The 26,596-nt window shown below is 63.0% G+C and carries 25 protein-coding genes and 1 pseudogene; 10 read left to right on the forward strand and 16 right to left on the reverse strand.

Annotated elements, in window-relative coordinates:
* Positions 1-22: 22 nt before the first annotated feature.
* A pseudogene (locus EUB48_RS15460) lies at positions 23-231 on the forward strand (transposase); the annotation flags it as partial.
* Positions 232-1,082: 851 nt separating this feature from the next.
* On the opposite strand, the gene panC reads toward EUB48_RS15460, so the two are convergent.
* The 10 genes from panC to nadB are packed head-to-tail and all read right to left on the reverse strand — an operon-like array spanning position 1,083 to position 11,576.
* The gene (panC, locus tag EUB48_RS15465; RefSeq protein WP_142819971.1) at positions 1,083-1,934 is read right to left on the reverse strand and encodes a pantoate--beta-alanine ligase; all 852 of its coding nucleotides are present in this window, start codon (positions 1,932-1,934) and stop codon (positions 1,083-1,085) included.
* 20 nt (positions 1,935-1,954) lie between these two features.
* Positions 1,955-2,773 carry a 3-methyl-2-oxobutanoate hydroxymethyltransferase gene (gene panB, locus EUB48_RS15470; protein ID WP_142819972.1) on the reverse strand — a complete coding sequence of 273 codons (819 nt, stop codon included), beginning with the start codon at positions 2,771-2,773 and terminating at the stop codon, positions 1,955-1,957.
* An 8-nt stretch (positions 2,774-2,781) separates the two neighbouring features.
* The gene (gene bioB / locus EUB48_RS15475) at positions 2,782-3,810 is read right to left on the reverse strand and encodes a biotin synthase BioB (RefSeq protein ID WP_142819973.1); all 1,029 of its coding nucleotides are present in this window, start codon (positions 3,808-3,810) and stop codon (positions 2,782-2,784) included.
* A gap of 28 nt (positions 3,811-3,838) precedes the next feature.
* Positions 3,839-5,086: an 8-amino-7-oxononanoate synthase gene (bioF, locus tag EUB48_RS15480; protein ID WP_142819974.1), complete on the reverse strand. Its 1,248-nt coding sequence runs from the start codon at positions 5,084-5,086 to the stop codon at positions 3,839-3,841.
* The gene (gene bioD, locus EUB48_RS15485; protein ID WP_142819442.1) at positions 5,083-5,742 is read right to left on the reverse strand and encodes a dethiobiotin synthase; all 660 of its coding nucleotides are present in this window, start codon (positions 5,740-5,742) and stop codon (positions 5,083-5,085) included. Before bioD ends, bioF begins: the two co-directional genes overlap by 4 nt.
* Positions 5,739-7,064: an adenosylmethionine--8-amino-7-oxononanoate transaminase gene (locus EUB48_RS15490; protein WP_142819441.1), complete on the reverse strand. Its 1,326-nt coding sequence runs from the start codon at positions 7,062-7,064 to the stop codon at positions 5,739-5,741. The genes bioD and EUB48_RS15490 overlap by 4 nt, the downstream gene beginning before the upstream one ends.
* A gap of 1 nt (position 7,065) precedes the next feature.
* Positions 7,066-7,446, reverse strand: coding sequence for an aspartate 1-decarboxylase (gene panD, locus EUB48_RS15495; protein ID WP_142819440.1), 381 nt, complete (start codon positions 7,444-7,446; stop codon positions 7,066-7,068).
* The gene (locus EUB48_RS15500) at positions 7,358-8,098 is read right to left on the reverse strand and encodes a chorismate--pyruvate lyase family protein (RefSeq protein ID WP_142819439.1); all 741 of its coding nucleotides are present in this window, start codon (positions 8,096-8,098) and stop codon (positions 7,358-7,360) included. The genes panD and EUB48_RS15500 overlap by 89 nt, the downstream gene beginning before the upstream one ends.
* A 17-nt stretch (positions 8,099-8,115) precedes the next feature.
* Positions 8,116-9,876, reverse strand: a complete 1,761-nt coding sequence (gene pabB, locus EUB48_RS15505) for an aminodeoxychorismate synthase component I (protein WP_244618192.1) — start codon at positions 9,874-9,876, stop codon at positions 8,116-8,118.
* A 53-nt stretch (positions 9,877-9,929) separates the two neighbouring features.
* On the reverse strand, positions 9,930-11,576 hold the full coding sequence (gene nadB / locus EUB48_RS15510) for an L-aspartate oxidase (protein WP_142819438.1): 1,647 nt from the start codon (positions 11,574-11,576) through the stop codon (positions 9,930-9,932).
* Between the two features lie 60 nt (positions 11,577-11,636).
* Here nadB and nadC point away from each other — a divergent pair, with 60 nt between their 5' ends.
* Together nadC and nadA are read left to right on the forward strand one after the other, a co-directional pair.
* The gene (nadC, locus tag EUB48_RS15515) at positions 11,637-12,539 is read left to right on the forward strand and encodes a carboxylating nicotinate-nucleotide diphosphorylase (RefSeq protein ID WP_142819437.1); all 903 of its coding nucleotides are present in this window, start codon (positions 11,637-11,639) and stop codon (positions 12,537-12,539) included.
* Positions 12,524-13,633, forward strand: a complete 1,110-nt coding sequence (nadA, locus tag EUB48_RS15520) for a quinolinate synthase NadA (protein ID WP_142819975.1) — start codon at positions 12,524-12,526, stop codon at positions 13,631-13,633. Before nadC ends, nadA begins: the two co-directional genes overlap by 16 nt.
* Before the next feature lie 132 nt (positions 13,634-13,765).
* On the opposite strand, the gene EUB48_RS15525 is transcribed toward nadA, so the two are convergent.
* Positions 13,766-14,529 (reverse strand): IS5 family transposase gene (locus tag EUB48_RS15525; RefSeq protein WP_142819976.1). Its coding sequence is split into 2 segments (ribosomal slippage): positions 13,766-14,214 and positions 14,214-14,529, totalling 765 coding nucleotides; the frame shifts between segments, so codons are not numbered across the junction.
* A gap of 42 nt (positions 14,530-14,571) precedes the next feature.
* Positions 14,572-14,907 (reverse strand): DUF3375 family protein, encoded by a 336-nt coding sequence (locus tag EUB48_RS15530; RefSeq protein ID WP_142819977.1) that lies wholly within the window; start codon positions 14,905-14,907, stop codon positions 14,572-14,574.
* A gap of 543 nt (positions 14,908-15,450) precedes the next feature.
* On the opposite strand from EUB48_RS15530, the gene EUB48_RS15535 reads away from it, so the two are divergent.
* The gene (locus EUB48_RS15535) at positions 15,451-20,439 is read left to right on the forward strand and encodes an Eco57I restriction-modification methylase domain-containing protein (RefSeq protein WP_142819978.1); all 4,989 of its coding nucleotides are present in this window, start codon (positions 15,451-15,453) and stop codon (positions 20,437-20,439) included.
* Between the two features lie 211 nt (positions 20,440-20,650).
* Here the strand turns inward: EUB48_RS15535 and EUB48_RS15540 are convergent, their stop codons facing one another.
* Together EUB48_RS15540 and EUB48_RS15545 are read right to left on the reverse strand one after the other, a co-directional pair.
* Positions 20,651-21,061: a hypothetical protein gene (locus EUB48_RS15540; RefSeq protein ID WP_142819979.1), complete on the reverse strand. Its 411-nt coding sequence runs from the start codon at positions 21,059-21,061 to the stop codon at positions 20,651-20,653.
* Positions 21,058-21,345 carry a hypothetical protein gene (locus EUB48_RS15545; RefSeq protein WP_142819980.1) on the reverse strand — a complete coding sequence of 96 codons (288 nt, stop codon included), beginning with the start codon at positions 21,343-21,345 and terminating at the stop codon, positions 21,058-21,060. Before EUB48_RS15545 ends, EUB48_RS15540 begins: the two co-directional genes overlap by 4 nt.
* Before the next feature lie 253 nt (positions 21,346-21,598).
* Between EUB48_RS15545 and EUB48_RS21405 the strand changes: the two genes are divergently transcribed.
* From EUB48_RS21405 to EUB48_RS15555, 3 genes are all read left to right on the forward strand, one after another.
* On the forward strand, positions 21,599-21,745 hold the full coding sequence (locus EUB48_RS21405; RefSeq protein ID WP_168226673.1) for a hypothetical protein: 147 nt from the start codon (positions 21,599-21,601) through the stop codon (positions 21,743-21,745).
* 131 nt (positions 21,746-21,876) lie between these two features.
* A complete protein-coding gene (locus tag EUB48_RS15550) occupies positions 21,877-22,215 on the forward strand; it encodes a hypothetical protein (protein WP_142819981.1) in 339 nt (112 codons plus the stop codon).
* A 1,173-nt stretch (positions 22,216-23,388) separates the two neighbouring features.
* Positions 23,389-23,589 carry a hypothetical protein gene (locus EUB48_RS15555; RefSeq protein ID WP_142819982.1) on the forward strand — a complete coding sequence of 67 codons (201 nt, stop codon included), beginning with the start codon at positions 23,389-23,391 and terminating at the stop codon, positions 23,587-23,589.
* Here the strand turns inward: EUB48_RS15555 and EUB48_RS15560 are convergent.
* The gene (locus EUB48_RS15560) at positions 23,549-23,815 is read right to left on the reverse strand and encodes a hypothetical protein (protein ID WP_142819983.1); all 267 of its coding nucleotides are present in this window, start codon (positions 23,813-23,815) and stop codon (positions 23,549-23,551) included. The genes EUB48_RS15555 and EUB48_RS15560 overlap by 41 nt on opposite strands.
* Before the next feature lie 134 nt (positions 23,816-23,949).
* Between EUB48_RS15560 and EUB48_RS15565 the strand changes: the two genes are divergently transcribed.
* Both EUB48_RS15565 and EUB48_RS15570 read left to right on the forward strand, forming a co-directional pair.
* Positions 23,950-24,489, forward strand: a complete 540-nt coding sequence (locus EUB48_RS15565) for a hypothetical protein (RefSeq protein WP_142819984.1) — start codon at positions 23,950-23,952, stop codon at positions 24,487-24,489.
* An 86-nt stretch (positions 24,490-24,575) separates the two neighbouring features.
* Positions 24,576-25,160, forward strand: a complete 585-nt coding sequence (locus EUB48_RS15570; RefSeq protein WP_142819985.1) for a hypothetical protein — start codon at positions 24,576-24,578, stop codon at positions 25,158-25,160.
* Positions 25,161-25,286: 126 nt separating this feature from the next.
* Here the strand turns inward: EUB48_RS15570 and EUB48_RS15575 are convergent, their stop codons facing one another.
* A complete protein-coding gene (locus tag EUB48_RS15575; protein WP_142819986.1) occupies positions 25,287-25,502 on the reverse strand; it encodes a hypothetical protein in 216 nt (71 codons plus the stop codon).
* Between the two features lie 472 nt (positions 25,503-25,974).
* Here EUB48_RS15575 and EUB48_RS15580 point away from each other — a divergent pair, with 472 nt between their 5' ends.
* Positions 25,975-26,556: a JAB domain-containing protein gene (locus EUB48_RS15580; RefSeq protein WP_244618225.1), complete on the forward strand. Its 582-nt coding sequence runs from the start codon at positions 25,975-25,977 to the stop codon at positions 26,554-26,556.
* Positions 26,557-26,596 lie beyond the last annotated feature (40 nt).

A 26,596-nucleotide genomic window follows, 5' to 3' on the forward strand; every position in this document is an offset into this window, starting at 1 on the left:
TATCGGTACACCCAAAGCCATGACCAATGCCATCGAAAGTCTGCACATGCGGCTGGGAAAGATCGTGAAGAACCGGGGCACTTCCCCAACGACGCGGCAGCCACCAAGCTGTTGTTCCTGGCGCTGCGCAACATCACGAAGGACTGGAACATGCCCCCGCGCACATGGAAGGAAGCGGCCAACCAATTCGCCATAATCTTTGACGAGCGTTTCACAAATTCAGTTCTCTGAGTTCGTGAAACTTCCCGGCCTCTTCACACAAAAATTCGGATACATCCACACAAGGGAGGTCCATCGGCGATCAGCGCGCTGGCGATGTACCTCAATCTTCATCACCTGACCTGCCCCTACTTTCAATAATCCCACCCCACTACAGCCCCAATTACCGTAGGTAGGCGGCAAATGCGGGTCCCAGGGCCCGTCACAGGCCGGGTCGCGGGTTCGTGCTGCAGTTCACACCCAAGTGCATCCACCAGTGCCCCTATTGCTGGGCGTGTGCTCGCATTCGAGCAATACTCTTCGGCGTCGACCATTGGCCCGGAGCGAACAGTCACAAGTTACACCGCAAATGACCGTAATGCAGCGTTTGTTGCCGGTCGCCAGTGTCGGCTTACCGGCAGTCCAAATGCCTACCGTTCCCCGGTCATTCGCGACCTGCTCCTAACGCCCCCTTCGGTCGCGCGCCGAAAAATGTCCGTGCCCGCCTCCTGGCCTGCCGGTCTGGGTGCCACTTTCGTGGCAGGTCCCATCGAGCAGACGCAGTGGAACGCGTTCCTGAGGAAGAACAGGCTCGATATCGTTGCACTGGCCCGACGTGGTGACACGCCTGCGCAATGAATTCCACAAGCTCGGTGTCATCTGAACGGAGTTTCAGTCAGAACAGCCTTGATTCCGACCACCCTCCACCGCTGCCGTCATAGCCCTCTGCCGAGTGACCTTCGCGCGATCCGGGGTAACGAACCGATCGACTGGCTCGCCGGCGCGATCGCTTGTCGCTGACCAGCACAAGATCGGCCTGAAGCGGCCCGGATGTGCGAAGACCTCTCAAGCGCTTTGCGGCTGCTTTCGGCAGTTAGCCCCGATCAGACTTCCAGATTGTCGATGAGTCGCGTTGCGCCCAACTTCGCGGCCCCCAGAACCACCACGGCATCGCCGGCCTGTGGTGGCTGCAGATCCGAGCGGCGGCGCACCGTCAGGTAGTCGGGTGTCCAGCCGCGCCGCACGAGGGTCGCTGTGACGTGTGCCTCGATGTCGGGCAACCGCTCGGCCAGGCCGGTGCCCGCTTTCTGCGCGTCGCGCGCCAGCTGCTGGATAGCCAGAGACAGCTGCACGGCCTCGGCGCGCTCGGTCTCGCTGAGGTAGCCGTTGCGTGACGACAGCGCCAGCCCATCGGGCGCGCGCTGCGTTTCGCCGGCGACGATCTCGATCGGCAACGCAAACTGCTGAACCATGTTGCGGATGACCATGAGTTGTTGGTAGTCCTTCTTGCCGAACACCGCCGCGCGCCGGCCTTGGGCCTCGGAGAACACGCAGGCAAACAGTTTCATCACCACCGTGCTCACACCGACGAAGAAGCCGGGGCGGAAGTGGCCCTCCAGGATGTCGGCCAGTTCGGCGGGCGGGTGCACCTTGTAGACCTGCGGCTCGGGGTAGAGCTCTTTCTCGTTGGGCGCGAACAGCACGTCGCAACCGGCGGCGGCGAGTTTGGCGCAATCCGACTCCCAGGTGCGCGGATAGGTGTCGAAGTCTTCGTGCGGCAGGAACTGCAGGCGGTTCACGAAGATGCTCGCGACCGTCACATCGCCCAGCGCCTTGGCCTGCCCGATCAGGCCCAGATGGCCGTCGTGCAGATTGCCCATGGTGGGCACGAAGACCGGGTGCTGGCTGTGCCGCAGAAGGTGCCGCAGCTCGGCGATGGTGTGGGCGATTTGCATGGCGCTGAGTCAGTGCGAGTTCAGTAGGTGTGAAGGGCGGGGTCGGGGAAACTCTGGTCCTTGACGGCGGCCACATAACGGCGCGCCGCGTCCTCGACGCTGGCGCTGCCGGCCATGAAGTTGCGCACAAAGCGCGGCAGCCTGGCTGCAGTGAGATTCAGCATGTCATGCAGCACCAGCACCTGGCCGCTGCAGTCCACACCGGCACCGATGCCGATCACGGGAATCGGCAGCGCGGTTGTCACCTCCCCGGCCAGCGTCGAAGGAATCAGCTCGAGCACCAGCATGGCAGCGCCGGCCTCGGCCAGTTCACCGGCCTGCTGCCGCAACTGCGCGGCGCCCTCCATGTTGCGGCCCTGGACGCGGTAGCCGCCCAGCGCATGCACCGATTGCGGTGTCAGGCCCAGGTGGGCGCAGACCGGGATGCCGCGCTCTACGAGGAAGCGCACGGTCTCCGTGGTCCAGCCACCGCCCTCGAGCTTGACCATGTGAGCGCCGGCCTGCATCAACGTGACGGCGCTATGCAGCGCTTGTTCTTTCGATGCCTGGTAGCTGCCAAACGGCAGGTCGCCGATCACCCAGGCTGTCTGGTTGCCGCGTGCCACGCAGCGCGTGTGATAAGCCATCTCGTCCAGTGTCACCGGCACCGTGCTGGCGTGGCCCTGCAACACCATGCCCAGCGAATCGCCCACCAGCAGACAGTCCACGCCAGCGGCGTCGAGCAGTGTCGCGAAGGTCGCGTCGTAGCAGGTCAGCATGGCGATCTTGTCGCCGGCCGCGTGCATCTCGCGCAGGCGGTGCAGGGTCAGCGGTTTGCGCGGGGCGGTGGCTTCGTTCATGCGAGGGCTTACTGGCTCAGGGGAACGGGCTGGCCCTGTTTCAGGCCCAGGCGTTGCAGCAGATCCAGGTCGGCCTGGGTGTCGGGGTTGCCGGTGGTCAGCAGCTTGTCGCCGTAGAAAATGGAATTGGCGCCGGCCAGGAAGCACAGGGCCTGGATGGCGTCGCCCATCTGCTGGCGCCCGGCGGACAGGCGCACGCGCGCCAGCGGCATGGTGATGCGCGCCACCGCAATCGTGCGCACGAACTCGAACGGATCCAGCGGCGCCTGCTCGGCCAGCGGCGTGCCCTGCACGCGCACCAGGTGGTTGATGGGCACCGACTCGGGGTAGGGCGCGAGGTTGGCCAGCTGTGCGATCAGGCCGGCGCGCTGGGTGTGCGATTCGCCCATGCCCACGATGCCCCCGCAGCAGACCTTCACGCCCGCGCCGCGCACGCGCCCCAGGGTGTCGAGCCGGTCCTGGTAGTCACGCGTGGTGATGATGTCGCCGTAGAAGTCGGGCGCGCTGTCGAGGTTGTGGTTGTAGTAGTCCAGTCCCGCATCGCGCAGCGTCTCGGCATGGCCGTCTTCGAGCATGCCCAGCGTGGCGCAGGTCTCCAGGCCCAGCGCCTTCACGGTGGCCACCAGTTCGGCCACTTTCTCGATATCGCGATCCTTCGGCGCGCGCCAGGCCGCGCCCATGCAAAAGCGCGTGGCGCCGGCGTCTTTGGCGCGCTGCGCGGCAGCAAGCACCTCGGCCGGCTCCATTAGCTTGGAGGCTTGCACACCGGTGTCGTAACGGGCCGCCTGCGGGCAGTAACCGCAGTCCTCAGGGCAGCCGCCGGTCTTGACCGACAACAGCGTCGCAAACTCGACCAGGGTCGGGTCGAAGTTAGCACGGTGAATCGTCTGCGCGCGGTGCAGCAACTCCGGGAACGGCAGCTCGAACAGCGCCTGCACGTCCTCCACGCGCCAGCGTGGAGTAGCCGGTGCGACGGGATCAACCGGGGGGCGCGGCGGGCGGTGCAGGGTCACGGGGTGTTCAAGGGTGGCGGGCATTGTGGTCTCCAGTTAAGTGGGATTATTCTCAGGCAAGGGTGGGTTCGAGCGCTGCGGACGGGCGCTCAAGCGGCGATCTCGGTGCCAGCTCGGCGAGTGCCTGGATCAGGCGGTCCACATCGGCCTCGCTGTGCGCGGCCGACAGCGCAATGCGCAGCCGGGCCGTGCCGGCGGGCACGGTGGGCGGGCGGATCGCCGGCACCCACAGGCCGCGCTCGTGCAAGCCTTCCATCACGGCCAGGGCCTCATCGTTGGGGCCGATCACCAGCGCCTGGATGGCGGTGACGGAATCGCCGAGCTGCCAGGGCGTGCCGCGCAGGATCGGCTGCAGGCCGTCGCGCAGCCGTGCGATCAGCCGACTCAGGTGGTCGCGGCGCCATTGTTCGGTTTCGATCAGGCGCAGGCTTGCGCGCAGGGCGCTGGCCAGCAGCGCCGGCGCGGCCGTGGCAAAGATGTAGCTGCGGGTTTTTTGCAGCAGCCATTCGACCAGCGCATCGTCACCGGCCACAAAGGCGCCCGCCACACCGGCGGCCTTGCCCAGCGTGGCCATGTAGAGCACGCGGCGCGAGGCCCGGGCCCCGGTCAGGCCAAACTTCGCGAGGCTGCCGCGGCCTTCGGGACCCAGCACGCCGAAACCGTGCGCATCGTCGAGCAGCAGCAGCGCGTCGTGCCGCTCGCACAGCGCCAGCAGCGCGGGAATGTCGGCGATGTCGCCGTCCATGCTGAACACGGCGTCGCTGATCACGAGCTTGCGCCGCGCCGGACTTTGGCTGAGTGCCGCGTCCAGCGCGCCCAGGTCGGCATGCGCATAGCGGTGGATGTGCGCGCGCGACAAGCGGGCGCCGTCGATCAGGCAGGCGTGATTCAGCGCGTCGGAGAACAGCGCGTCGCCTTCGGCGACCAGCGCAGGCACGATGCCGATGTTGGTGGCGTAGCCGGCGTAAAAATACAGGGCACGCGGCAGTTCGGCAAAGCGGGCCAGCGCCTGCTCGAGCGCCTCGTTGGCCGCGCTGTGGCCGCTGACCAGCGGCGAGGCGCCGGCGCCCACGCCGAACTCGTGGGCGCCGGCACAGGCGGCCTGCACCAGCGCGGGATGGCTGGCCAGGCCCAGGTAATCGTTGCTGCAAAACGCGAGCATGGACTGGCCATCGACCTGCAGGCGGGCCCCGCTTTCGGGCACGACCACGCGGCGGCGGCGGCGCAGGTGGGCGCGGTCCAGCTCGGCGATGCGCGCCGGGAATTCGTCGATCCAGGAAGGGTGGGTGTTCAGGGTCATGGCAGGTGGAGGGCGATGGCCCGCGGGTCAGGGGCGTCCTGATAGGCGATGTCGGCCAGCAGCGGCGCGGCGAGTTGGCGCTGCAGCCAGGCGATATTCTCTTCTTGCGCCTGCATTGCAGGGTCGATGCGGTTGGCCACCCAGCCGGCGAGCAGGAGGCCGCGCGCGCGGATGGCTTCGGCAGTCAGCAGGGCGTGATTCAGGCAACCCAGGCGCAGGCCCACCACCAGCACCACGGGCAGGGCCAGCGCCTGCGCAAGATCGGCGCCGGTGCTGCTGTCCGACAGCGGCACGTGGAAACCGCCCGCGCCTTCCACCACCACGGCATCGGCGCGGCGTGCGAGCTCGCGGTAGCAGGACACCAGATGCTCGATGTCGATGCGCACACCGGCGCGTTCGGCCGCGATGTGCGGCGACAGCGGGTCGGGCAGCAGGACGGGGTTGTCCAGTTCGGGCGGTACTTCGACAGTGGAGGCTGCGCGCAGCGCCAGCGCGTCTTCGCTGGCCCAGCCATCGCCATGGCGCACCCTGCCGGCGGCCACGGGCTTCATGCCGACCACGCGCGGGTGGCGCCTGGCCAGCGTGTGCAGCAGCGCGGCCGACACCAGGGTCTTGCCGACGCCGGTGTCGGTGCCGGTAATGAAGTAGGAATTCATGATGCGGGCGTCTCTTCAGCCAGGGTAGCTTCAAGCGCGGCCAGCGCGCCTTGCGCGAGGCATTGCACGGCCTCGGCATCCAGCACATAGGGCGGCATGGCGTAGATCGTGCGGCCGATCGGGCGCAGCAGCAGGCCGTGCGCCAGCGCGTGCCGGTGGTATCGGCTCGCGAAATCGGGCAGGGCGGTTTCTACATCCCAGGCCCAGATCATGCCGAGGTGGCGCGCATGGCGCACGCGAGGATGACTCGTCAGCGGTGCGAACGCTTCATCGAGCGCACGCGCCAGCACCGCGTTGCGCGCCAGCACGTCTTGCTGTTCAAAGATCTCGAGCGTGGCCAGCGCAGCGCGGCAAGCTAGCGGGTTGCCGGTGTACGAGTGCGAATGCAGGAAGCCGCGCGCCAGCTGGTCGTCGTAAAAGGCCTCGTAGACCGCGTCGGTGGTCAGCACGGCCGACAGCGGCAAAGTGCCGCCGGTCAGTCCCTTGGACAGGCAGATGAGGTCGGGCCGGATGCCGGCCTGCTGGTGCGCGAACATCGTGCCGGTGCGCCCGAAGCCGGTGGCGATTTCGTCCACCACCAGATGCACCTCGTAGCGGTCGCACAGCGCGCGCGCCAGGCGCAGGTACTCAGGGTCATGCATGGCCATGCCGGCCGCGCACTGCACCAGGGGCTCGACGATCAGCGCCGCGGTCTCTTCGTGGTGCTCGGCCAGCCAGGCCTGCAGCGCCGCGGCGCTGCGCCGGGCCACCTCAAACGCGCTCTCGCCGAGACGCGCGCCGCGCGCGTCGGGGCTGGGCACGGTAGCGGCCAGGCGCACCAGCGGCGCATAGGCTTCGCGAAAGATCGCGATGTCGGTCACGGCCAGCGCACCCACGGTTTCACCGTGGTAGCCACCGGCCAACCCAATGAAGCGGTTCTTGGCCGGCCGGCCGCTGTTGCGCCAGAAATGCGCGCTCATCTTGAGTGCGATCTCGGTGGCCGAGGCGCCGTCGCTGCCATAAAACGCGTGGCCCAGGCCGGTCAGCGCGGCCAGGCGCTCGGACAGTTCCACCACCGGTGCATGGGTGAAGCCGGCGAGCATCACATGGTCGAGCCGCTCCAACTGGTCGGCCAGTGCGGCCTGGATGTGCGGATGGCTATGGCCGAACAGGTTGACCCACCAGGAACTGATGCCGTCAAGGTAGCGCCGGCCGTCCACGTCGTGCAGCCAGGGTCCCGAGGCGTGCGCGATCGCGATCGGCGGCTGCGCCTCGTGCAGCTTCATCTGCGTGCAGGGGTGCCACACGCTGCGCAGACTGCGCGCGGCCAGGGAAGCATTCATCTCAAAGCTGCTGCGTTGGAACGTGTTGGCGCGCGCCGATCTGGCGGTTGGCCTCGTCCACAAACACCAGTTGCGGCTTGTGCGTGGCCATCTGGTCTTCGTGCACCTGGGCGAACGAGGCGATGATGATCAAGTCGCCCATGGCGGCGCGGCGCGCCGCCGAGCCGTTGACCGAGATCATGCCGGTGCCGCGCTGGCCCTTGATGGCGTAGGTGACGAAACGCTCGCCGTTGTTGATGTTCCAGATATGGATTTGTTCGTTCTCGGCGATGTTGGCCGCCTCGAGCAGGTTCTCATCGATGGCGCACGAGCCTTCGTAATGCAATTCGCAATGGGTCACGGCGACCCGGTGGATCTTGGATTTCAGCAGGGTACGGAACACGGGGTTTCCTCTGGCCGGTTATGTTGCGGCGCAGCATACTACGAATCGTGTCACATTGGGGACATTTAGAGAGTCTATTTGGTTGCAATTGCTGCCCGCCTTGTGGCGGGCAATCCCCGGCTCCGGGCCGCGCCAGCGCCTTCATATGCGGCACGAACGTCTCCATCACCCGCAGCAAGGCGCCCTGGCGACTGAATATCGAATTGCGCGACCAGAGCATCTGCGCCGAGGGATCCGACCCGGTGGCCTGGCGCCACTGGCGCTGCAGGTGCCGTCGGGTATGACCATGGCGGGACAGGCGACGCGGCTGCAGGGTGCTACGCCGGATGCGGGGGTCGTCATAGAGCAAATGCGCCAGCGGGCGGCTGCCCAGACCCTTCAAGGCTTTCCAGGGACCGGCCAGGGCCGACTGGTGCAGGGCCGAGCGGGCCCATACCAACGGTTCGCCATCGACCCGCAACAGGACCTCGCGCACCACCGTCAGTCCGCTCCGCGGCAGGCCCAGCGCCTGTTGTTCATGCCGGCGCAGGGGCGCAACACGCTGACTCAGCACCTGCACCTCGAAGCGCTGGCCGAGCCGGGCCAGGTGCTGGCTCAGACTGCCGGGCACCTTCAGCCAACGGCGCAGGCCGCTTCGATAAGCCAGTCCCATGGATTCAATCAGCCTGTTCAGGCTCTCCGACCGGACGGTGGGTGTTCATCGAGTACGGCATCCACCCATCCGCGCAGGCTGTTCACGAAGGCCAGCGCCTGCACGCGCTGCAGCTCGTCTACCCGCACCACGGCTTCGGCCAACCGCCCTTCGCGCAGCCAGCGGGCCCGCCCGATCCCGCCCAGCAGGCCGCAGTGCAGCGCCGGTGTGACCCAGCGTCCATCCAGCAGCAGGGCCACGTTGCCGCGGGTGCACTCGGTGATCTCTCCACGCCGGTTCCACAGCAGGGTGTCGAAGACGTCAGGCTCGCTGGGGGCAAACGCGTCGTAATGCGCACGCCGCGTGGTCTTGAAGCGCACGAACTCACTGTCCGCCTCTTCGAGCGCGCTCGTGGCCAGTCTTAAGCGAACTGGGGTCGGCGTCAGGTCCAGCGCGTAGGCCTCGGCCTGGACCTGTCCGCCGGCATCGAGCCGCAGGCGCACCCGCCAGCGCCCTTGGAGGTGCGCATCGACCAGTTGCCGCAAGCGGCCCGCGACATGCGCTGCGTCCCATGGGTAGGCAAAATGCGCGGCCGCATCCGCCATGCGCGCCAGATGGGCCGGCGCGTCGCGCAGGGCACCGCCCTCCAGTGCCAGGGTTTCGAGCAATTCGAACGGCTGGCTTGCGCGTTCGAGAAAGGCACGCTTGTGGCGCCACTCCTGCCATTCGCCCTCGGCCTGCGCATCGGCCGTGATACCGCTGCCGATACCGCAGCTCGCCGCCGTGCCGCGCAGGGTCACGGTGCGGATCGCCACGTTGAACGTCGCATGCCCGCCCGGGCGGACAACGCCCACCGCGCCGCAATACACGCCGCGCGGTTGCGGCTCCAGATCGCAGATCATGCGCATGGCCTGCACCTTGGGTGCACCGGTGATCGAGCCGCAAGGAAATAAGGCCGTGAACACGTTGGCCAGTGTGGTCCCGTCCCGGGTGAGCGCCTCGACATCGGAAGTCATCTGCCACACCGTGGGCAGCGCCTCAAGGTGGAACAGCCGGGGCACGCGAACGGAAAAAGGCTTGGCAATGCGCGACAGGTCGTTGCGGATCAGGTCGACAATCATGACGTTCTCGGCGCGCTCCTTCGGCGACGCGGCAAGTCGAGCCGCCAGCGCTTCGTCATCTGCCGCGGTGGCGCCGCGCGGTGCCGTGCCCTTCATGGGTCGCGCCAGGATGCGGCCATCGCGCCAGTCAAAGAACAGTTCCGGCGACACGGACAACACCTGCTCTGTTCCGCTGTCGATGAACGCGGCATACCCATGGGGCTGCGCTTGGCGCAGCCTCATGAACCAGGCCCGCGCATCGCCCCGAAACTCGGCCTGCAGCGGCGCGGTGTAGTTGACCTGGTACAGCTGGCCTGCAGCGATGGCCTGGTGAATCTCCGCCATGCGCTGCTCGAACGTGGTGCGCGGCAAGTCGCTCTGCCACTCGGCGCCGGGCGCGCCGGCGCCGATGTCCATGGGCGGCCACGGCTGAGCGGCATCGTGTACCCCGAACCACGCCAGCGGGCCATCGCTGCCGCCATGCACCGCAAGCGCGGTGTCGAAGGCGGGGGCGGCCTCGTAGCGCAGGTACCCGACGCACCAGCGGCCCTGCCGGGCCATGGCGTCCACGGCCTGCAGCACCGGCACCACCTGGGCCACGGTGTGTGCGGCCAGCACCTCGCGTGGCGCGCCGAATGCCGCGCGCAGCGCCGAGCCCCGATCGCCTCGGGTGGCGACAAAATCGATCAGCGTTTGCACGGTGCGCCTGCATCCTTCACGGGTCACAACACGTCAATTCAGGCGCGCCGATGTCAATGACAAGGGGCATTTTTGCTCGACGCTCTCGCGTCAGAGCCTGGCCACAGCACCGTCGGTAAAGCCAGCGCCTCCGTGTGCGGGTAATCCCGACTGAAATGCAGGCCGCGGCTTTCATGGCGACTTTGTGCGCTGCGAACGATCAGGTCCGCCACCTGTACCAGATTGCGCAGTTCCAGCAAATCGCGGGTAACCGCAAAATGAGAGTAAAACTCTTCAATCTCCGCCTGCAACAGTGCGATGCGATTGGCAGCCCGCTCCAGGCGTTTGTTGGTGCGCACAATGCCGACGTAGTCCCACATGAAGCGACGCAACTCCTCCCAGTTGTGGGAAATGACCACGCATTCGTCTGGATCCGAGACCAGACTATCGTCCCAGATGGGCAGTGCCGTAACGGATGGCGCAGCTTCGCCGCCCATGGTCTGCACCGCTGCACGTGCAAAAACCATGCATTCAAGCAGAGAGTTGCTTGCCAGCCGGTTGGCGCCGTGCAGTCCTGTACAAGCCGCCTCTCCGATCGCATAGAGCCCGGCAAGGTCGGTGCGCCCGTGCAGGTCGGTTTGCACACCGCCGCAGGTGTAGTGGGCGGCGGGCACCACGGGAATGGGTTGACGCCTGATGTCAATTCCGAATTCCAGGCAACGTGCCAAGATGGTGGGGAAGTGCGTTTGCAAGAATTCCGGGCTTTGGTGAGCGATGTCCAAATAGACGCAATCCAGCCCATGCTTTTTCATCTCAAAATCAATGGCGCGCGCCACCACATCACGCGGAGCCAGCTCCAGACGTTCGTCATGCGCCGCCATGAAGCGTGTGCCATCAGGCAGGACCAGCCGCCCGCCTTCTCCGCGCACCGCTTCAGAGATTAGAAACGACCTGGCGTCCGGGTGATAAAGGCAGGTGGGATGAAACTGGATGAACTCAAGATTACTCACCGCGCAGCCAGCGCGCCAGGCTGCCGCAATGCCGTCGCCAGTAGCGGTATCCGGGTTGGTGGTGTACAGGTATACCTTGCCTGCACCGCCAGTCGCCAGCACCGTGTGCGTTGCCCCCAACGTGACAACTTCTCCACGACCTTCGTCAAAGACGTACAAGCCCAGGCAGCGGTTCGTTTCCGTGGAAGACGGGTTCAGTTTATGGCTGGTGATCACGTCCACCAAGGTGTGGTGCTCAAACAGGCTGATATTGGTTCGCCCACGCACTTGCTCCATCAAGGTGCGCTGTACGGCTGCGCCGGTGGCGTCAGTCATATGCACGATGCGGCGCTGGCTGTGTCCGCCTTCGCGCGTCAGGTGAAGCTGATCCGTGGTGCCTTCTTCCAGTGTGAACGCGACACCCAACTGACGCAGCCAGGCGATGGCTGCGGGAGCATTTTCTACTACAAAACGGGTTGCGTCCGGGTCGCACAGCCCGGTGCCCGCAGTGAGGGTGTCTTGCACATGCTCATCGAAGGAATCTCCCTCTGCCAGTACGGCCGCAATTCCCCCTTGTGCCCAAGCACTGGCACCGTCGCTTAATTGTTGCTTGGTGACAATGGCGACCTGCTTGTCCGGTGAGGCCAACAAGGCGGTGGCGAGGCCCGCCAAGCCGCTCCCCACGATGACCAAATCGAATGACCGCACGGGTCTTCTTTGCAATAAATTCATGTGCCGCCAATGTGACAAAATGCCGGCAGTTTACCTATTTCCTGACTTCATTCTTACAACATGACCCCATTATTTGACTTCTCGGCTGATGCAATCCGGGCATTGGCCCGAGATGACGTGGCCCGTGCTTTGGCAGAAGACATCGGCTCTGGTGACCTTACAGCTGGCTTGATTCAAACTGACCGCCGCGCCCGCGCTCGTGTGTTGGTCCGTGAGCCGGCAGTGCTGTGCGGTGCCCCGTGGGTAGAAGCCGCCGTGCGGGCGCTGGATCCACAAGCCCGCTTAACCTGGCACGTGCAAGAGGGAGAGTCCTGTGTGGCAAACCAGGTCGTGCTTGATATTGAGGGTCAGGCTCAGGCGCTCCTGAGCGTCGAGCGTACCGCATTGAATTTTTTACAGATGCTGAGCGCCGTCGCCAGCAAGACGGCTTTGTACGTAGCGATGGTTCGGGGTACTGGAGCCCGCATCGTAGACACCCGCAAAACGCTACCGGGCCTGAGACTGGCGCAAAAGTACGCGGTCCGAACGGGTGGCGGTCTTAACCACCGGATAGGCCTGTTCGACGCCGTGCTGATCAAGGAGAACCACATTGCTGCCGCTGGCGGCATCGCTCCTGTGCTGGCACGCGCCGCAACGGTCGCGGCACAGGCGAGCTTTATTGAAATCGAAGTGGAAACATTGGAGCAGTTGAAGGAGGCCTTGAACGCCGGTGCCGCGATGGTGCTGCTTGACAACATGGATGCACTAATGGTTCAAGAAGCTGTGCGCCTTAACGAAGCCATGAGTGCGGCCAAAGGAGTCGGGCGTGCCGTTCTTGAAATCTCGGGCGGCGTGATGCTGGAGAGCGTACGCGCGCTGGCGCAGACCGGGGTTGACCGTATCTCAGTTGGGGCTTTGACAAAAGACGTCAAAGCCATTGACTTTTCTGTACGATTTGAGAGTCCGTTATGCCTGAAGCCCTGACTTCGCTGGTAGACGTCGAGTACGAGCAACCTGCCTGTGACACGCGGCGCGCGTGGGCCCGAATTCCAGTGGAGCCTTCGCAATCCGAGCGGACTGCGCTTAAACACAAAATCCGCCATTTGCTCAAAGTGCGCAACGCCGTGATGGTGTCGCACTTCTACGTTCATCCTGATTTGCAAGACCTGGCCGAGGAGACTGGTGGATTGGTCAGCGACTCCCTGGAAATGGCTCGCTTTGGCCGCAATCATGCGGCACAAACGCTGGTGGTCTCCGGTGTCCGCTTTATGGGTGAGACCGCCAAGATTCTCTCGCCCGAGAAGCGGGTGCTGATGCCAGATCTGGACGCGACCTGTTCGCTGGATCTGGGCTGTCCGGTGAATGAGTTCAGTGCTTTCTGTGATTCACATCCTGAGCGCACCGTCGTTGTTTATGCCAACACCAGCGCAGCCGTGAAGGCTCGGGCGGATTGGGTAGTGACGTCGAGTTGCGCCGTGGATGTCGTACAGGCCCTCAAGGAGCAAGGGCGCAAGATTTTGTGGGCGCCCGACAAGCACCTGGGTGATTACGTACAACGTCAGACGGGGGCTGACATGTTGTTCTGGCAAGGCAGTTGTATAGTGCATGACGAGTTCAAAGCCTTTGAGCTGCAAGCGCTGAAGGCGAATCACCCCAATGCAAAGGTACTGGTCCACCCCGAGTCCCCTCCCGACGTGGTCGCCCTTGCCGATTTAGTGGGTTCTACGTCGGCACTATTGAAGGCTGCGCGCGAAATGTCTGCCGTCACCTTCATCGTTGCCACTGACAACGGCATGATGCACAGGCTGCGCTCGCTCAATCCCGGGAAGATATTCATCGAAGCGCCCACTTCGGGTCAAAGTGCCACCTGCAAGAGTTGTGCGCAGTGTCCCTGGATGGCCATGAACAGCCTTGCGGGTTTAGCTCACGTGTTGGAAACCACCAGCAACGAGGTACACGTGGATTTGAAATTGGGCCGTCGTGCCCAAGTCCCGATTGACCGTATGTTGGCATTCACAGCGAAGACTAAATCCGGGATCCCCGCAGGTGCCATGATTCCCAACTTGGGGGCGGTGTAGGTCTATCAGGTCTTCGTCAAGCGCGAATGACGCTCGATAGGGCTCGGAGCACAGCCCGTTGTTCCTTGACGGCCAGCACCTGACCGCCTTGGACGCGGGTGCGCATAGAGATGTACATCCGACTAGGGCCTGTTAACACAAATGAAGTCCATCGGCGATCAATGCGAAGCTGATGAACCCGATGAACATCACGTCGAGCTTGTCGAATCGCGAGAAGATTCGACGGAACCCTTTGAGCCGGCGGAACAGGCGTTCGACCTCGTTGCGGCGCTTGTACATCGCGCGGTCATACTCCCAGGGCTCGATTCGGGTTTTCAGTGGCGGCACAACAGGAATGAATCCAAGGTCCAGCGCCAACTGCCGCGTCTCGTTGCCCTCGCAGGCTCGATCCATCAGCAAGTGCAGTGGCCGATTCGGTGCGCCCAGCCGGCTTAGCAGCGCACGACCTTCCGGCGCGTCGTGCGCCTGTCCCGGTGACAGCGAGAAGGTTATTGCCGTTCGAGCATTCGCGGCAACCATATGAATCTTGGTGTTCCATCCACCTCTGGACTTGCCGATGGCTTGCGGGCCGTTTTTTTTAGCGCACCGGTGCCGTCCGGATGAACCTTGACGCTGGTGCTGTCCAGCGACACAGCCTCGATCTTGATGCGCACGATCTGAGATTGCTGCAACTGCTCGAACACACGATTGAGCACCCCGGATTTTGACCAACGGTTCATGCGTGTGTAAATGGTATGCCAGTTGCCGAACCGCTTGGGCAGCCCGCGCCACTTGCAGCCGTGCTCGGCGACATAGAGGATGGCATTCAACACGTCCAGGTTCGACAAAGTCACGTTGCCGCGCTGCGTTGGCAGGCAGTGCTCGATCTGCACAAATTGGGCTTGGGTGATTTCCATGCCCGTAGTTTCGTGCATCAATCATGGTTTCCGCAATTAGTGTTAACACGCCCTAGTCGATGGCGGCTGCTTCATGTCCCGGGCTTCCATGACAACACGGTCAGCGAAGACGAGGGTGTCCTTGAGCCAACCCTGCTTGAGCCAATCAGCGACGTAGGCCTGCGCAGGCTGCGGCATGTCCTCTCCGATTGCACGCAATTGGTCAAGGCCATGGGCCAGGCGTTCGTGCAGCGCAGAACTCAAAAGCGTCTTGTCATCCTCAAACAGCAACGATTGCAAAAGCGCAATAACGACCGGCGCCTTGTCAGCCGCAAGCAGTCGCCACAGGGGCTGTTCGCGAAGATTGGGAAGCGCGGCTGTACCGCCTAGCGCCTTCATGGGCTACGCCTGCTCAATGACTGGGTGATGCATATCGGTTTCATGCCCCCCTGGTTTAAATGGCTTGATTTGATGATCGTGTGGTGAGCCCCAGCCCCCTCACGCGTCCCCACCAGCAATTTACCAAGTTTATCGAGGATTGCGCGAGGTAAATCGCGAAGACGCTCGTTTCCGCCCTCTTCTGGCCGCACACTGACCCAGCATCTTGGCCTCGGCCAAAGCGCGCTCGTCGGAGCGCTCCTGGGTCTGCTCAGGCGTTGCGGTCGTTACCCGCCTTCGTTGTTGGTGCAGCGTCTTGAAGCTGGCTCTGCCATCGGTGTTGGGGCGCTTGCCTCGACCCTGATCATCCGCTTGCCATCGTCCAACGGCAGGCTTTTGCCAGTTCAGTTCATAGCCCTTTGAGCCCGCCAGCTTCTTCCGAAGCCCCGACGTGCTCACGTTCACACCCGGGGGCATTCCTGACCCTCTCATTCATTCCCACCCGGGGAGCACGTCTCCCCGCTGGGTGGCTGTGTTCCCCATTCTTCTATGGAGAACACACCCATGGCACGCTTTACCGCACCTTCCCTATGGTTACCCGGGTTCGGTCCGGAGCCGTTCGAGCCTGCGGCTCTTTTCACCGAAACCGAGTCGCTGAATTCTGATCAGACCGCTTCAACCGAGGAAAGTCCTGCTGAAGAGTCTGTCGAACCGGCGCGCCAACGCAGTAGTTGGCGCGTGGTCACAGGCCACACAGAAACGGCACCCCGCAACCTGTGGCCACAGTTGACCCGCGCCGAGCTGCGCAACCTGGGCGGCAGCGTCACCAAGTTCGAGGCCAACCTGGCCGCGATCAAGGTACTGCGCGTCATCGAGACCGAGCAACGTCCGGCCACGCTGAACGAACGCAGCACCCTGCTGCGCTACACCGGCTGGGGTGGCCTGCCCGCAAGCTTCAACCTCGAAGCTGAGGATGGAGCCTGGGCCAAACGTGCGCGGCAATTGAGTGCACTGCTGACCCCGGAGGAGTACGAATCAGCCCGTGCGTCGGTCAACAACAGCCATTACACCGAGGTCCATGTGATCGAGGCCATCTGGCAGGCCGTGCAGCGCTTTGGTTTCTGCGGCGGGCGCATCCTGGAGCCCGCTGCAGGTATTGGCCATTTCATTGGCGCGATGCCGCCGACCATCGCCGAACACAGCAGCGTCACGGCGGTCGAGATCGACCAGTTGTCCGGTCGCATGCTGCGGGCGCTCTATGCAGATAGCGGCGTGGACGTGCGGATTTCTCCCTTCGAGAAAACCCCGCTCGCCGACAACTGGTTCGATCTCGTGATCGGCAACGTGCCATTCGGCAAGTACCAAGTCGCCGACGTGAGCAACCGGGCCTACGCCCGCTTCAGCATCCACAACTACTTCTTTGGCCGTGCGCTGGATCTGGTTCGGCCCGGTGGACTGGTGTGCCTGATCACCACGAGCTACACGCTGGATGCACAGGATGCGAGCGTGCGCCACTACCTGGGGGCACAAGCCCAGTTACTGGGTGCGATTCGATTCCCCCGGGGGGCATTTGCGGGCATTGCGTCAACCGACGTGCAGACCGACATCCTGTTCCTGCGCAAGCGGCAGCGGGCCGAGAAGGTTGATGACACGTGGTTGAGCCTCAACCTTATCCCAGAAGCACTGCGCGACCCGCAGTGCTATCAGAAATACCTGCAGATCAATGCCTGGTACGCCAAGCATCCGGAGTTCTGCATCGGCCGAATCCGGCAGGAGAGCAACGGCTACGAGGAAGTACCGGTGACGGTGTTTGACGGTGACCTGGAAGCAGCCTTGCCCGAACGGGTTGCCCTGCTCCCGTCTGATGTCTACCAAGCGCTGGTGAGGAAACCGGTAGCGTTGCGCATCGTGGTACCAGCCGAGCCCGGGGCTCGCCCAGGCAGCTATCGCCTCCACCAGGGGCGGGTGCATCGGGTCGAGGGCAGCGAGATGGCGGACGTTCATGAGCAGCTCAACGCCACGCAGCGAGGACGGATCACCGGCATGTGCGCGATTCGCGACTACGCCAGGACCTTGCTGGATGCCCAGCTATCCGAGGGTAACGACGGACGGCTGGGTCATCTGCGGACCCTGCTCAACGGCACCTATGACAGATTCATTGTCAAGTACGGTTGCCTGAGTACCCGGGCCAATACACTGGCATTCCGGCGCGACCCGGATTACCCGCTGTTGCTGTCGCTGGAGCACTACGACGAAGAGTCAGACAGCGCCAAGAAGGCGGCGCTGTTCACACGGCGTACGTTGACACGGGTGGTGGAGCCAACCACGGCGGGGGAACCGACCGAGGCGCTGGCGGCGTCCATCCAATGGCGGGGCCGGGTCGATCCGGTCTATATGTCAGGACTGCTGGCTGCGCCGGAAGATGCGGTGCTGCAGGCGCTGGCCGAAGCCGGGCAGATATTTCTCGACCCGGCAGATTCTGAGTGGAAAACCGCTGACGACTACCTGTCAGGCAACGTGAAGGCCAAGCTCAAGCAGGCCGTGATGTCGGGTAGTGCCTATCGGCGCAACATCGACGCACTGGAACAGGTGCAACCCGAAGACCTGCCGCCAGCATCCATCGAGCCGCGTCTGGGTGCCGTGTGGATTCCGGCCCTGGACGTCGAAGCCTTCGTCCAGGAGGTTCTGGAGCTCAAGGACTGCCAGGTCAGCTATTCGGCCGAGGCCGGAGCCTGGTCGGTGCGCTATGGCGAGTGGGAAGCGCGCCAGAACGTGAAGGTGACCCAGGAGTTCGGCACCTCGCGCATGAATGGCATCGAATTGGTGCAATGCGCGCTGAACGTGCAGGTGCCCACGGTGCGCGACCCGAACCCCGAGACGGACAGGTATGTCGTCAATTCTGACGAGACGCTGGCCGCGCGCGAGAAGCTGGGCCTGATCAAGGACCGGTTTGCCCGTTGGGCCTTCGATGACACGGTACGGCGAGAAAAGCTGTGCAGGATCTACAACGAGCTGTTCAACGCCACCCGGCCACGGCAGTTCGATGGCTCCCACCTGAAGCTGCCGGGGTTCTCCCGCTGCTTTATGCTGCACCCGCACCAGTTGGACTCCGTCTGGCGCATTGTGCAGTCCGGGAATACCGGACTGTTCCATGTGGTCGGCGCGGGCAAGACGGCGGTGTGCGTGATCGCCAGCATGGAGCTGCGTCGCCTGGGCTTCATCGCGAAGCCTTGCCATGTGGTGCCGAACCACATGCTGGCGCAGTACACGGCGGAGTTCGTCAGGCTCTACCCGAATGCCTCGGTGTTGATGGCCAGCAAGGAGGATTTGGAAGGCGACCGCCGGCGCAAGCTGGTGTCGCGCATCGCCACGGGCGACTGGGACGCGGTGGTCATCACGCACTCAAGCTTCGAGCGCATCAAGTTGTCGCCGCAATTCACCGAGAACTTTATCAAGGAGATTATTCATGAGCTGGAGATGGCGGTACGCGCCGAGAAGAGCAATGACCGGTCCAACCGGATCATCAAGCAGTTGGAGGCGATGAAGAAGAACTGGGCCGCCCGGCTGGAGCGGCTGCTGGCGGACCAGAAGAAGGACGACCTTCTCACCTGGGAACTGCTGGGTATTGACTGCCTGTTTGTGGACGAGGCCCATTTGCACAAGAACCTGTACCGGTTCACCAAGATGACCCGCGTCGCAGGTCTGCCGCTGACCAGTTCGGAACGCGCGTTCGATCTGTTCCTGAAGACGCGCTACACCATGCAGATCCATGGGCATGCACAGCGTGGGGTGGTGTTCGCGACCGCGACGCCAGTGGCCAACACCATGGCGGAGATCCACACCATGATGCGCTACCTGCAGCCGAATCGGCTGCAGGAACTCGGGTTGCAGCAGTTTGACGCCTGGGCAGCGACTTTCGGGGAGAGCGTTACAGCGCTGGAGATCGCGCCGGACGGCAGCGGCTACCGCATGCACACGCGGTTTGCCCGTTTCATCAACGTGCCAGAACTGATGGCGGTATTCGGCGAAGTGGCCGACATCCGCACGGCGGAGATGCTGAACTTGCCGGTGCCGCCACTGCGCGGTGGTAAGCCACGCATCGTGGCCTGCCCGGCCAGCAAGGCACTCAAGGCCTTTGTGCAAACCCTGGTGCTGCGCGCCGAGGCCATCCGCAGCGGTCACGTAAAGCCGCAGGACGACAACATGCTGGCGATCACCACGGACGGCCGCAAGGCCGCGCTGGATTTCCGGCTGGTGGCGTCCGCGGCCAAGTTTGATGCCAAGGGCAAGGGGGCCGCGTGCGTACGCGAGGTGATGGACATCTGGCGCAGGACAGAGTCTTTCCGTGGTGCTCAGATGGTGTTTTGCGATCTGTCGTCACCCAAGGGCGACAAGGGTTTCAGCGTCTACGACGACTTGCGACAACGGCTGATCGATGCGGGCCTTCCTGACAAGGAGATTGCCTTCGTGCACGACGCCGACACCGACATCCAGAAGGCCGCGCTGTTCAAGGCGGTGCGTGAGGGACGGGTTCGGGTGCTTCTCGGGTCGACGGCGAAGATGGGGGTTGGCACCAACGTGCAGACCCGGCTGTGTGCCCTGCACCACCTCGATGCGCCCTGGCGTCCCTGTGACGTCGAGCAACGAGAGGGGCGCATCCTGCGCCAAGGCAATGAGTGTGAGGACGTGGAGATTTTTAGGTATGTCACCGAAGGCAGTTTTGACAGCTACATGTGGCAAACGCTGGAAACCAAGGCGCGATTCATTGCTCAGGTGATGAAGGGCGACAAGGGCATCCGCTCGCTGGAAGACGTGGAACTGGCAACGCTGTCGTATGCCGAGGTCAAAGCCCTGGCCTCCGGCAATCCGCTGATCATCGAGAAAGCCGGCGTGGACGCGGAAGTGGCCAAGCTCTCGACGCTGTTCTCGCTGTGGCGCAACCAGCGTTACGCCAACGAAAGCGAGGTGGGACGGCTGCCGATGATGATCGAAGCGCTGGAGAAGAAGATTGTGCTGTATGCCCAAGACGTGGCGCGCATCGAGCCGCAGACCCTGCAGGGTATTGCCCTGGAACTGGCGGGTCGCCCCGTCACCGGACCGGATGCGGTGGGGGAAGTCCTGCGGGGCTTGGTAAAGACAGCGAAAGAGGAGGTGCGTACCGGCACCAGGATGGTTGAGCGGATGATCGGCCGCTTCGGCGGGTTCGACCTGGGCATCCTGGCGGCACGCGGCGAAGAAGTGCCGAACCTGTACCTGTCAGGTCATTGCCTGTACAACGCCGAGCCGTACCAGACGGGGCCGGCCCTCGTGGCAGGCCTGATGGCGGCGCTGGAGTCGGTGTCCAAACACCACACCGATGCGGTTGTGCAGTTGGAGGTGCGGCGCAAGCGGCTGGAAGACATCCGGCTGGAACTGGCCCGGACTTTCGAGCATAAAGGGCGGCTGGTGAATCTGCTTGCCCGTCAGCGAGAGCTGCTCAGACAGCTTGACCTGGACAAGGATGAGGTGGGCAGCGCGAAGGTCGATGCCGAAGAGGTGCGACAGGTCGCTTGATCGAATTGACCCCCATGGCTGAAAAGCGATGGGGGTCTTTTTTTGCGCCCTTGCTTATCCACAAGCCCTGTGGATAAACAGACTACTGCACGGTGCCAGCCCGCATCGTCCAACAACATCACTGGAGTGCCTGCAAATTCAGCAAGTCATGCCAATTCAGCTGGTATGTCTTGGGTAAGCATGCATCAAAACACACTCAGTCGGCACCCGCTCAGCTGGTCGCCGCATGAAATGCGGCCTGCACGGCTCGCACCAGCGAAGGATGCAGGGTGCCAAGCTTGGGCGTCTGGCCATGTGGTGCCGCAGGCGGCACGGAGAACCACTCCGTCGTGTACGGCAGATCGAGCGCTTGCTTTAAATCGAACTTGGTGTCGTAGCTGAGACCCGCTGCCTCATAAGCCGCCGGATTGCGCTCACGCAGGATGGCGAATTCGCCTCGGTGCAGGGTGGTCGTGCGTTGGCTGGTGCCGTAGGCAACTCGCACGTGAAACTGCGGCGCATCGTCATCAAAGACCGCCAGAATCAGCGCTGGCCGTGGCTTCGGGCGCGGGTTGACATCGTCGGGAAAGTGGCACCAAACAATTTCGCCAGCAGTAGGTTCGTCCCACCACTGAAGCATCATGCCAACTGGGCCTCAAACAGGCTGGAGCGTACAGAACGCTTCTTGCCCTGCGGGACACGCTTCTTGATCTGGCGAACTTGGGCGGCAGTCAGCGGCCCCTCATCCGCCTCGTACTGCGGCAGCAGCTTGACGGCCATGGCGTGCAGTGCAATGTGGATAGCCTGAGTCTCATCGACGCCCAGTCGTTCCGCCACGCGTTTTGCGGTTTCGCGCGTCACGCCCGTGGCGCTGTCGACGCTACGGTAGCGGAAGGCGATCTGGTCGGCAGCGGCACGCGTGTTCATGATGACATCTCCTTCGTTTGGATATCTTAAAGATATCTTGAAAGACAGCCCTTGTCAAGGCCCTGGCCATCACCTAGCCCATCACCCAGCCTCCTCATCGCGGAGTTCATTTCCCGGAATTGCCACCTCGGACAGTCCGAATCCTCCTGCGTTGGCGAAAGCAGACCCGTCGCCACGAACCGCCTGGGAGCGTGGGCGGCAGAAGCAGGGAATCTCCTGACGACCTGAACACCAGTGTGAGCGTCCAAGCCGCATGGCCATAAGTTACCGCCCCTACGAACCGCAGCAAGAGATGTTGCTGCCCGCGTCGCTGCAGGATTGGCTGCTCAAGGGGCACCTGGCCTTGATGGTCAAGTTGCTTGTCTACGGCTCCCGTCAACCGGGCTCGGCGATGCGATAGGGAGGGGCCGTGAGACGGACATCAATCCTTTTGATTGTTGCGACAGGTCTTCCTATACTGGTCCACGGGGGGCATGCAGAATTTGCAGTAACCGCGACCAATTTCGTTCAACCATCCACACAGGAGCCGCTATGAAAAAGATCATGTTGACGCTGGGCATCGCCCTGGCCCAGATGCTGGTGGTGAGTGCTTTTGCCCAGACCAGGGGCGGCGAAGCCGACTCCGCCGGCTCCATGGCGGCTCCCTCTGCCCCGGCGACCCCGGCCGAGAAGGCTGCGGCCAAGGCGGAACGCAAGGTGGAAGGCGCTGCCGCTGCGAAGAACGAGATGCCACAAGAAGGCGAGAGCAAGAGCGCCGGGACCGCCCGCAAGACCACCAAAGCTGAGCGTGCGCAAGCCCGTGCCAAGCGCAAGGCCGAGACTGCCGAGGCCCTCAAGAAGGGCGAAATCCAGTCCGGCGAGAAGTACTGACGACAGATTCGCTGCAACCCGACGGACCTACCTGGGGCCTTTTCTTTTGGTGCGCCCAGCATGGGCGCGATCTTGGAGGTGCAAGTCCTCCCGCGAGCCGACCACAGCGGGCGAAGTGAAGTGCAACTGCGTGAGGGCGGCCGAGCGTGGGATGAAGCACGTAACGTAAACCGCGAGTTGAAGAACACGAAGCGCATATGAGGCGACACCGAGCAGGGCGAGCAAGCCAATGATTGCGAAGCCCTTGTGGTCAAGGCGAGGTGGCGCAACAGCCGCATGCGCCTGAACCGCGTGATGCCGATCGCCTACTTCGACCGCCTGGGATTTACCTACCAGCTTGCGCGTGACCCTCTCGGATCGGGGTCCATGTTTGCCACTGAGAAAACAGGACAGGATTGAACTCCCCGAAAACGGTGCTGTCGCAAAGGGAGGCCCGGCAATTGATCTGCCGAACTTGTCAGGCACCACCCCAAAGCACCCCATGTTGAAGGCGCTTCCCGATGGCATCGCGCTGCCTGTAGCGGCGCATCCTTGATCACTCGCCGTATCCCGAACCACACTACAAGGGCTATCCGTGGGCATCGAGCCTGCACAGCCTTCATCGAGGATTTTGGTTCTCCTGAAGTCCAGCCTGGCTGGCGTCGCAGTCGTTACCTGCCTTTGAACGCGTCCGGGCTTTGGCCTGGTCTGGCTGCGCGCTTCGTGCACATGGCCTCGTGATCCGCTCAGCCCCAGGCTGAACACTGTGCTTGCCGTTGAACCTTCGGGTTTGACGGCATGGAATGCCTTGCGCGGTGACATCTTGTATGTCATCGCTCGGGCATCGACAGAAGGTTCCCGTTCGAAAGAACCGTGAATCTTCGTTTTCATGGCACGCCGCAAGGTGTCGCCAACAAGCCGCTCGGCCGTCTTCGGCCCGAGCATTCCCGAACGGGGAACCCCAAGTTCCCCGCCAGGGATGGGTGTTCCCCTTCTTACCGTGAAGGAGAGCACCATGTTCGCAGTCCCTGCAACGAGAGAAACGCGCCCCGTTGCCGTGCTGCTGGGAGGATCCGGCATTGCCCGGATGCTCGCAGTTCGCAAGCCAGTGGTGGCGGCACTGTTGAGACCGTACCTGCCTGTTTCCGAACGGAATGGATCGGTCGTAGAAACCTGCGTTGAAGTAGCCTGACCATGCTGGCCAGTCTCTACCGCAAGCGCGTGGCCGCCATGGCGATCCAACTCGCCAAGGATGACCCTCAATTGGTCAAGGCAGTGATCGCCCGGCTCAGAAAGTCTGGCGAGATCGAGTCCGACGATCTGGTCTACCTGGACCAGATCGCCGACCGCTGGATCAGGATTGCCCGGGAGAACCGGCAGAAGGCACGTCGCTGACCACCCGGTCCAGCGATGGGGGCGGTCGCACGCCCCTGGCCTTCGCCATCTCCAGGACGATTTTGTCCAGCAGATCAGGGCGTTCATCGGCCAGCGTCTGAGCCCACCGGCTCAGCGCCTGTTCGATGTCGTCCTGCGTTCGCGTCCCCGCGAAGTCAATACCGAGTGATCGGTAGTCCTCGACTTCGTTGGGCGTGAACCGTACTGCGTTGCCTGCACGAAGCATAGTGTGGGCCTTTCCTTTGTATTTTCCTATGCGTCATTGAGCTTATCAGTGACACGTACCTTCGCAAACCCTCGGGGAGTCCACCGTCTCCCCATCGGGGAATGGGTGTTCCCTCTTTCATCTGGAGAAACACCATGTTCCTTGAGAAACCCCATCCTCGCTCGAAGCGTCCCAGCATCGAGCACGAGGAAGAAAGAGCCTGGGTCAGCTTCTACAAGCGTGTTGGCAATGACCTTGCCCTCGCCATCGAAGTGCTGACCCAACTGGATTCCGATCCAGACATGAAGCGTTCCCATCTGGCCTTGTACCTGTGTTGCAAGGAATCCTTGCGCACGCACAAGGCCCGTCAGGCGCGCAACAAACGGATTGGACTGTTCGTCCGTTGGCTTTGCAGCGGGTTGTTCACGCAGCTGTTCGTCCAATGGCCGAACACATTGCGCCGCAGTTTGCACCGGGGCGGCGACATCGTCGTCGAATGCTTGCCCCAGACCGAGACGGATGTCAGCAAAGAGCCGGCCCTGGCCAAAGCCAGGCAATTGGCCCAGGAGCCCACCTTTGCCACGGCGCAGGCGGCGTTCCGTCAGCAGAGAACGGTCGCGTCGGCAGAACCTGCTGCTGCGACCGCAGAGGCCGGCGATTCGGCCCCCTGCCCGGCTGTCCGCAAGGCGGCCTGATGTGTCAACACCTGTGGGCTGCCCGTCAGCCCCTCCCGTCGACTTGCCTTGGGCATGGCGGCATCCCTCATGAAAGGAGTTCATCCATGACTTCCATTGCTAATACCCTGCGTGCCATCGAGGCACGCGCCGAACGCGCCATCGTCCAGGAATTGCGTCTGATGACGCAGGAGATCCTCGCCATGCGCACCGTGCTCGTGCTGGAAGACCGCAGTCACGCTGACGCCCTTTTGCTGAAGCTGGATCGCCTTGCACAAGACCAGACGGCGGCACCGGCAAGTAGCAACGATACGCCTGCCTCGCTGATGCCGGACTTGCGTCTTGATGAGATTCAGGCGCTCGCGCCTGTGGCGTACAAGGTCTACTTCTATGGCCGTGCGTGCGGCGACCTGGAAGACGTCGTGACGCTCGATGCCTTCGATGCTGGTGTCCAGTTGGTCCTTGATCGCGTGGATGCCCATCGCGGACATGCGATTGAAGCCAGCTGGGCCAACGGCAGAGGTGCACTCAAAGTGCTGACGCCTACGGGTGCCACACTGGCGACCATTGAAGCGGCTGATGTCGTTGACGTTTCTGTGGACCCCATCGTCGACAAAGTCTGCCAGGCACTGCAATTGGGCGATGCCTCGCGCATAGAAAAATTGTTCGGCCCGATGCTCAAGGCCGCCTGAAGGTGTCCCTTACCCGGCGTACCCCGTGACGCCCGAGGAGCCTGCCCTGCCCTTTGGGTCGGGGCAGGTTTATTTTTCTGGTGCGCAAAGGGCTCTGGGTTTGGCAACACTACCCTGCCGTAGCCGCTATGCGACCCGGCGGCACTGCCGATATTCGCGGTCGATCAGCCAGTGGACAAACTCCGTTTGCTCCGAAACACCCCAGTAATGCGCTTTGCACCGTGTGACGTAGGCGTCCAGGTCACCCAGCGTGCGGATGCCCACCGGCTCTAGGTCGGTGATCTTGGTAAAAACTTCGATTTCCTTGCGGGTCAGTCGAATCTGGTTGTTGAGTCGAATCATGGTCATCCCCCAACAAATGGGTTTGGCGGGCATCTTGGCCGAATTTGACCCCCATGTCTCCGGCTTTCTTTGGTGAGCCTGAAAGATATCTCCACCACAACCACAGTCGCGGGCCAGTGACACTCCACCGTGAATGGCGAACCCATCCGGAACACCACATCGCGTCCATGCAACATGTCCGACGCCAGAAAAACGAATCCTGGCACACGCCACCGGAATCTCCCCAACTGTTGCGGCAATTGCGAACGGCATCGTGGCGCCCCCACTTGAACACACCCCGCTACCGCGCCAGACTATGTAAGTGATCCCTGTGCACTCCATCGTGGGGTGCCCATCCGGTCTTTGGCCGGCGTCGCAGTCGACACCTGCCTTGTCAACCGCGCATGCCTCGGCGTGCGCATCCCGAGCGGGAACCTCGTTTCCCTCGGGATCGGCGTTTCCGCTTTTCTGTTTATACATAAAGGAGAACGCCTTGAATCTGTCCTTTCTGTCCCGTGCCGATCTGGTCCGCGAGTTGCTCGCGCCGCCGGTCCGGGATTTCATTGCAACCGCGCCCCATGTGGGCGATGGTGAATCAGGTTACCAACGGGCAGCTGCCAACGATTCTGTAGTCAGCCGCAAGCTTGGTGTGGCCCGCGAACTGCTTTTGCGTGACCTGCATGCGCAGATGTGCACCGGCCCCATCATGAGTACGCCGCAGGTGCTGCGGGATTGGTTGCGCCTGCACTGTGCGAACCTCGACTATGAGGTTTTTCTAGTGCTTTACCTGACCATCCAACTCCAACTGATAGAAGCGGTGGAACTGTTTCGGGGCACCTTGACTCAGACCAGCGTTTATCCGCGGGAACTGGTCAAGGGGGCAATGGCCCGCAATGCCGCAGCCGTGGTCATTGCACACAACCATCCCAGTGGCCACGCCGAGCCCAGCCGCGCCGATGAGTGCCTGACGCAAACGCTGAAGACGGCTCTGAATCTGGTGGACGTGCGCGTGGTTGACCACATGATTGTGGCGGGCGGCACGGTGCTGAGTTTTACGGAACTTGGCCTGATGTGACAGCTTGGCTTGTTTGTCTGCCCATAAATTTTTACCCCAA

It is taken from the genome of Rhodoferax sediminis, from assembly GCF_006970865.1.
GTDB classification, from domain to species: domain Bacteria; phylum Pseudomonadota; class Gammaproteobacteria; order Burkholderiales; family Burkholderiaceae_C; genus Rhodoferax_A; species Rhodoferax_A sediminis.

Coding starts and splice junctions, on each gene's coding strand:
- EUB48_RS15570 (WP_142819985.1), top strand. CDS start 24,576: ATGACTTCCATTGCTAATACCCTGCGTGCCATCGAGGCACGCGCCGAA.
- EUB48_RS15560 (WP_142819983.1), bottom strand. CDS start 23,815: ATGCTTCGTGCAGGCAACGCAGTACGGTTCACGCCCAACGAAGTCGAG.
- nadB (WP_142819438.1), bottom strand. CDS start 11,576: ATGAATTTATTGCAAAGAAGACCCGTGCGGTCATTCGATTTGGTCATC.
- EUB48_RS15500 (WP_142819439.1), bottom strand. CDS start 8,098: ATGGGACTGGCTTATCGAAGCGGCCTGCGCCGTTGGCTGAAGGTGCCC.
- EUB48_RS15555 (WP_142819982.1), top strand. CDS start 23,389: ATGCTGGCCAGTCTCTACCGCAAGCGCGTGGCCGCCATGGCGATCCAA.
- EUB48_RS15490 (WP_142819441.1), bottom strand. CDS start 7,064: ATGAATGCTTCCCTGGCCGCGCGCAGTCTGCGCAGCGTGTGGCACCCC.
- EUB48_RS15545 (WP_142819980.1), bottom strand. CDS start 21,345: ATGAACACGCGTGCCGCTGCCGACCAGATCGCCTTCCGCTACCGTAGC.
- EUB48_RS15540 (WP_142819979.1), bottom strand. CDS start 21,061: ATGATGCTTCAGTGGTGGGACGAACCTACTGCTGGCGAAATTGTTTGG.
- EUB48_RS21405 (WP_168226673.1), top strand. CDS start 21,599: ATGGCCATAAGTTACCGCCCCTACGAACCGCAGCAAGAGATGTTGCTG.
- panB (WP_142819972.1), bottom strand. CDS start 2,773: ATGAACGAAGCCACCGCCCCGCGCAAACCGCTGACCCTGCACCGCCTG.
- EUB48_RS15535 (WP_142819978.1), top strand. CDS start 15,451: ATGGCACGCTTTACCGCACCTTCCCTATGGTTACCCGGGTTCGGTCCG.
- EUB48_RS15550 (WP_142819981.1), top strand. CDS start 21,877: ATGAAAAAGATCATGTTGACGCTGGGCATCGCCCTGGCCCAGATGCTG.
- bioB (WP_142819973.1), bottom strand. CDS start 3,810: ATGCCCGCCACCCTTGAACACCCCGTGACCCTGCACCGCCCGCCGCGC.
- bioF (WP_142819974.1), bottom strand. CDS start 5,086: ATGACCCTGAACACCCACCCTTCCTGGATCGACGAATTCCCGGCGCGC.
- nadC (WP_142819437.1), top strand. CDS start 11,637: ATGACCCCATTATTTGACTTCTCGGCTGATGCAATCCGGGCATTGGCC.
- EUB48_RS15565 (WP_142819984.1), top strand. CDS start 23,950: ATGTTCCTTGAGAAACCCCATCCTCGCTCGAAGCGTCCCAGCATCGAG.
- bioD (WP_142819442.1), bottom strand. CDS start 5,742: ATGAATTCCTACTTCATTACCGGCACCGACACCGGCGTCGGCAAGACC.
- EUB48_RS15530 (WP_142819977.1), bottom strand. CDS start 14,907: ATGAAGGCGCTAGGCGGTACAGCCGCGCTTCCCAATCTTCGCGAACAG.
- panC (WP_142819971.1), bottom strand. CDS start 1,934: ATGCAAATCGCCCACACCATCGCCGAGCTGCGGCACCTTCTGCGGCAC.
- nadA (WP_142819975.1), top strand. CDS start 12,524: ATGCCTGAAGCCCTGACTTCGCTGGTAGACGTCGAGTACGAGCAACCT.
- EUB48_RS15575 (WP_142819986.1), bottom strand. CDS start 25,502: ATGATTCGACTCAACAACCAGATTCGACTGACCCGCAAGGAAATCGAA.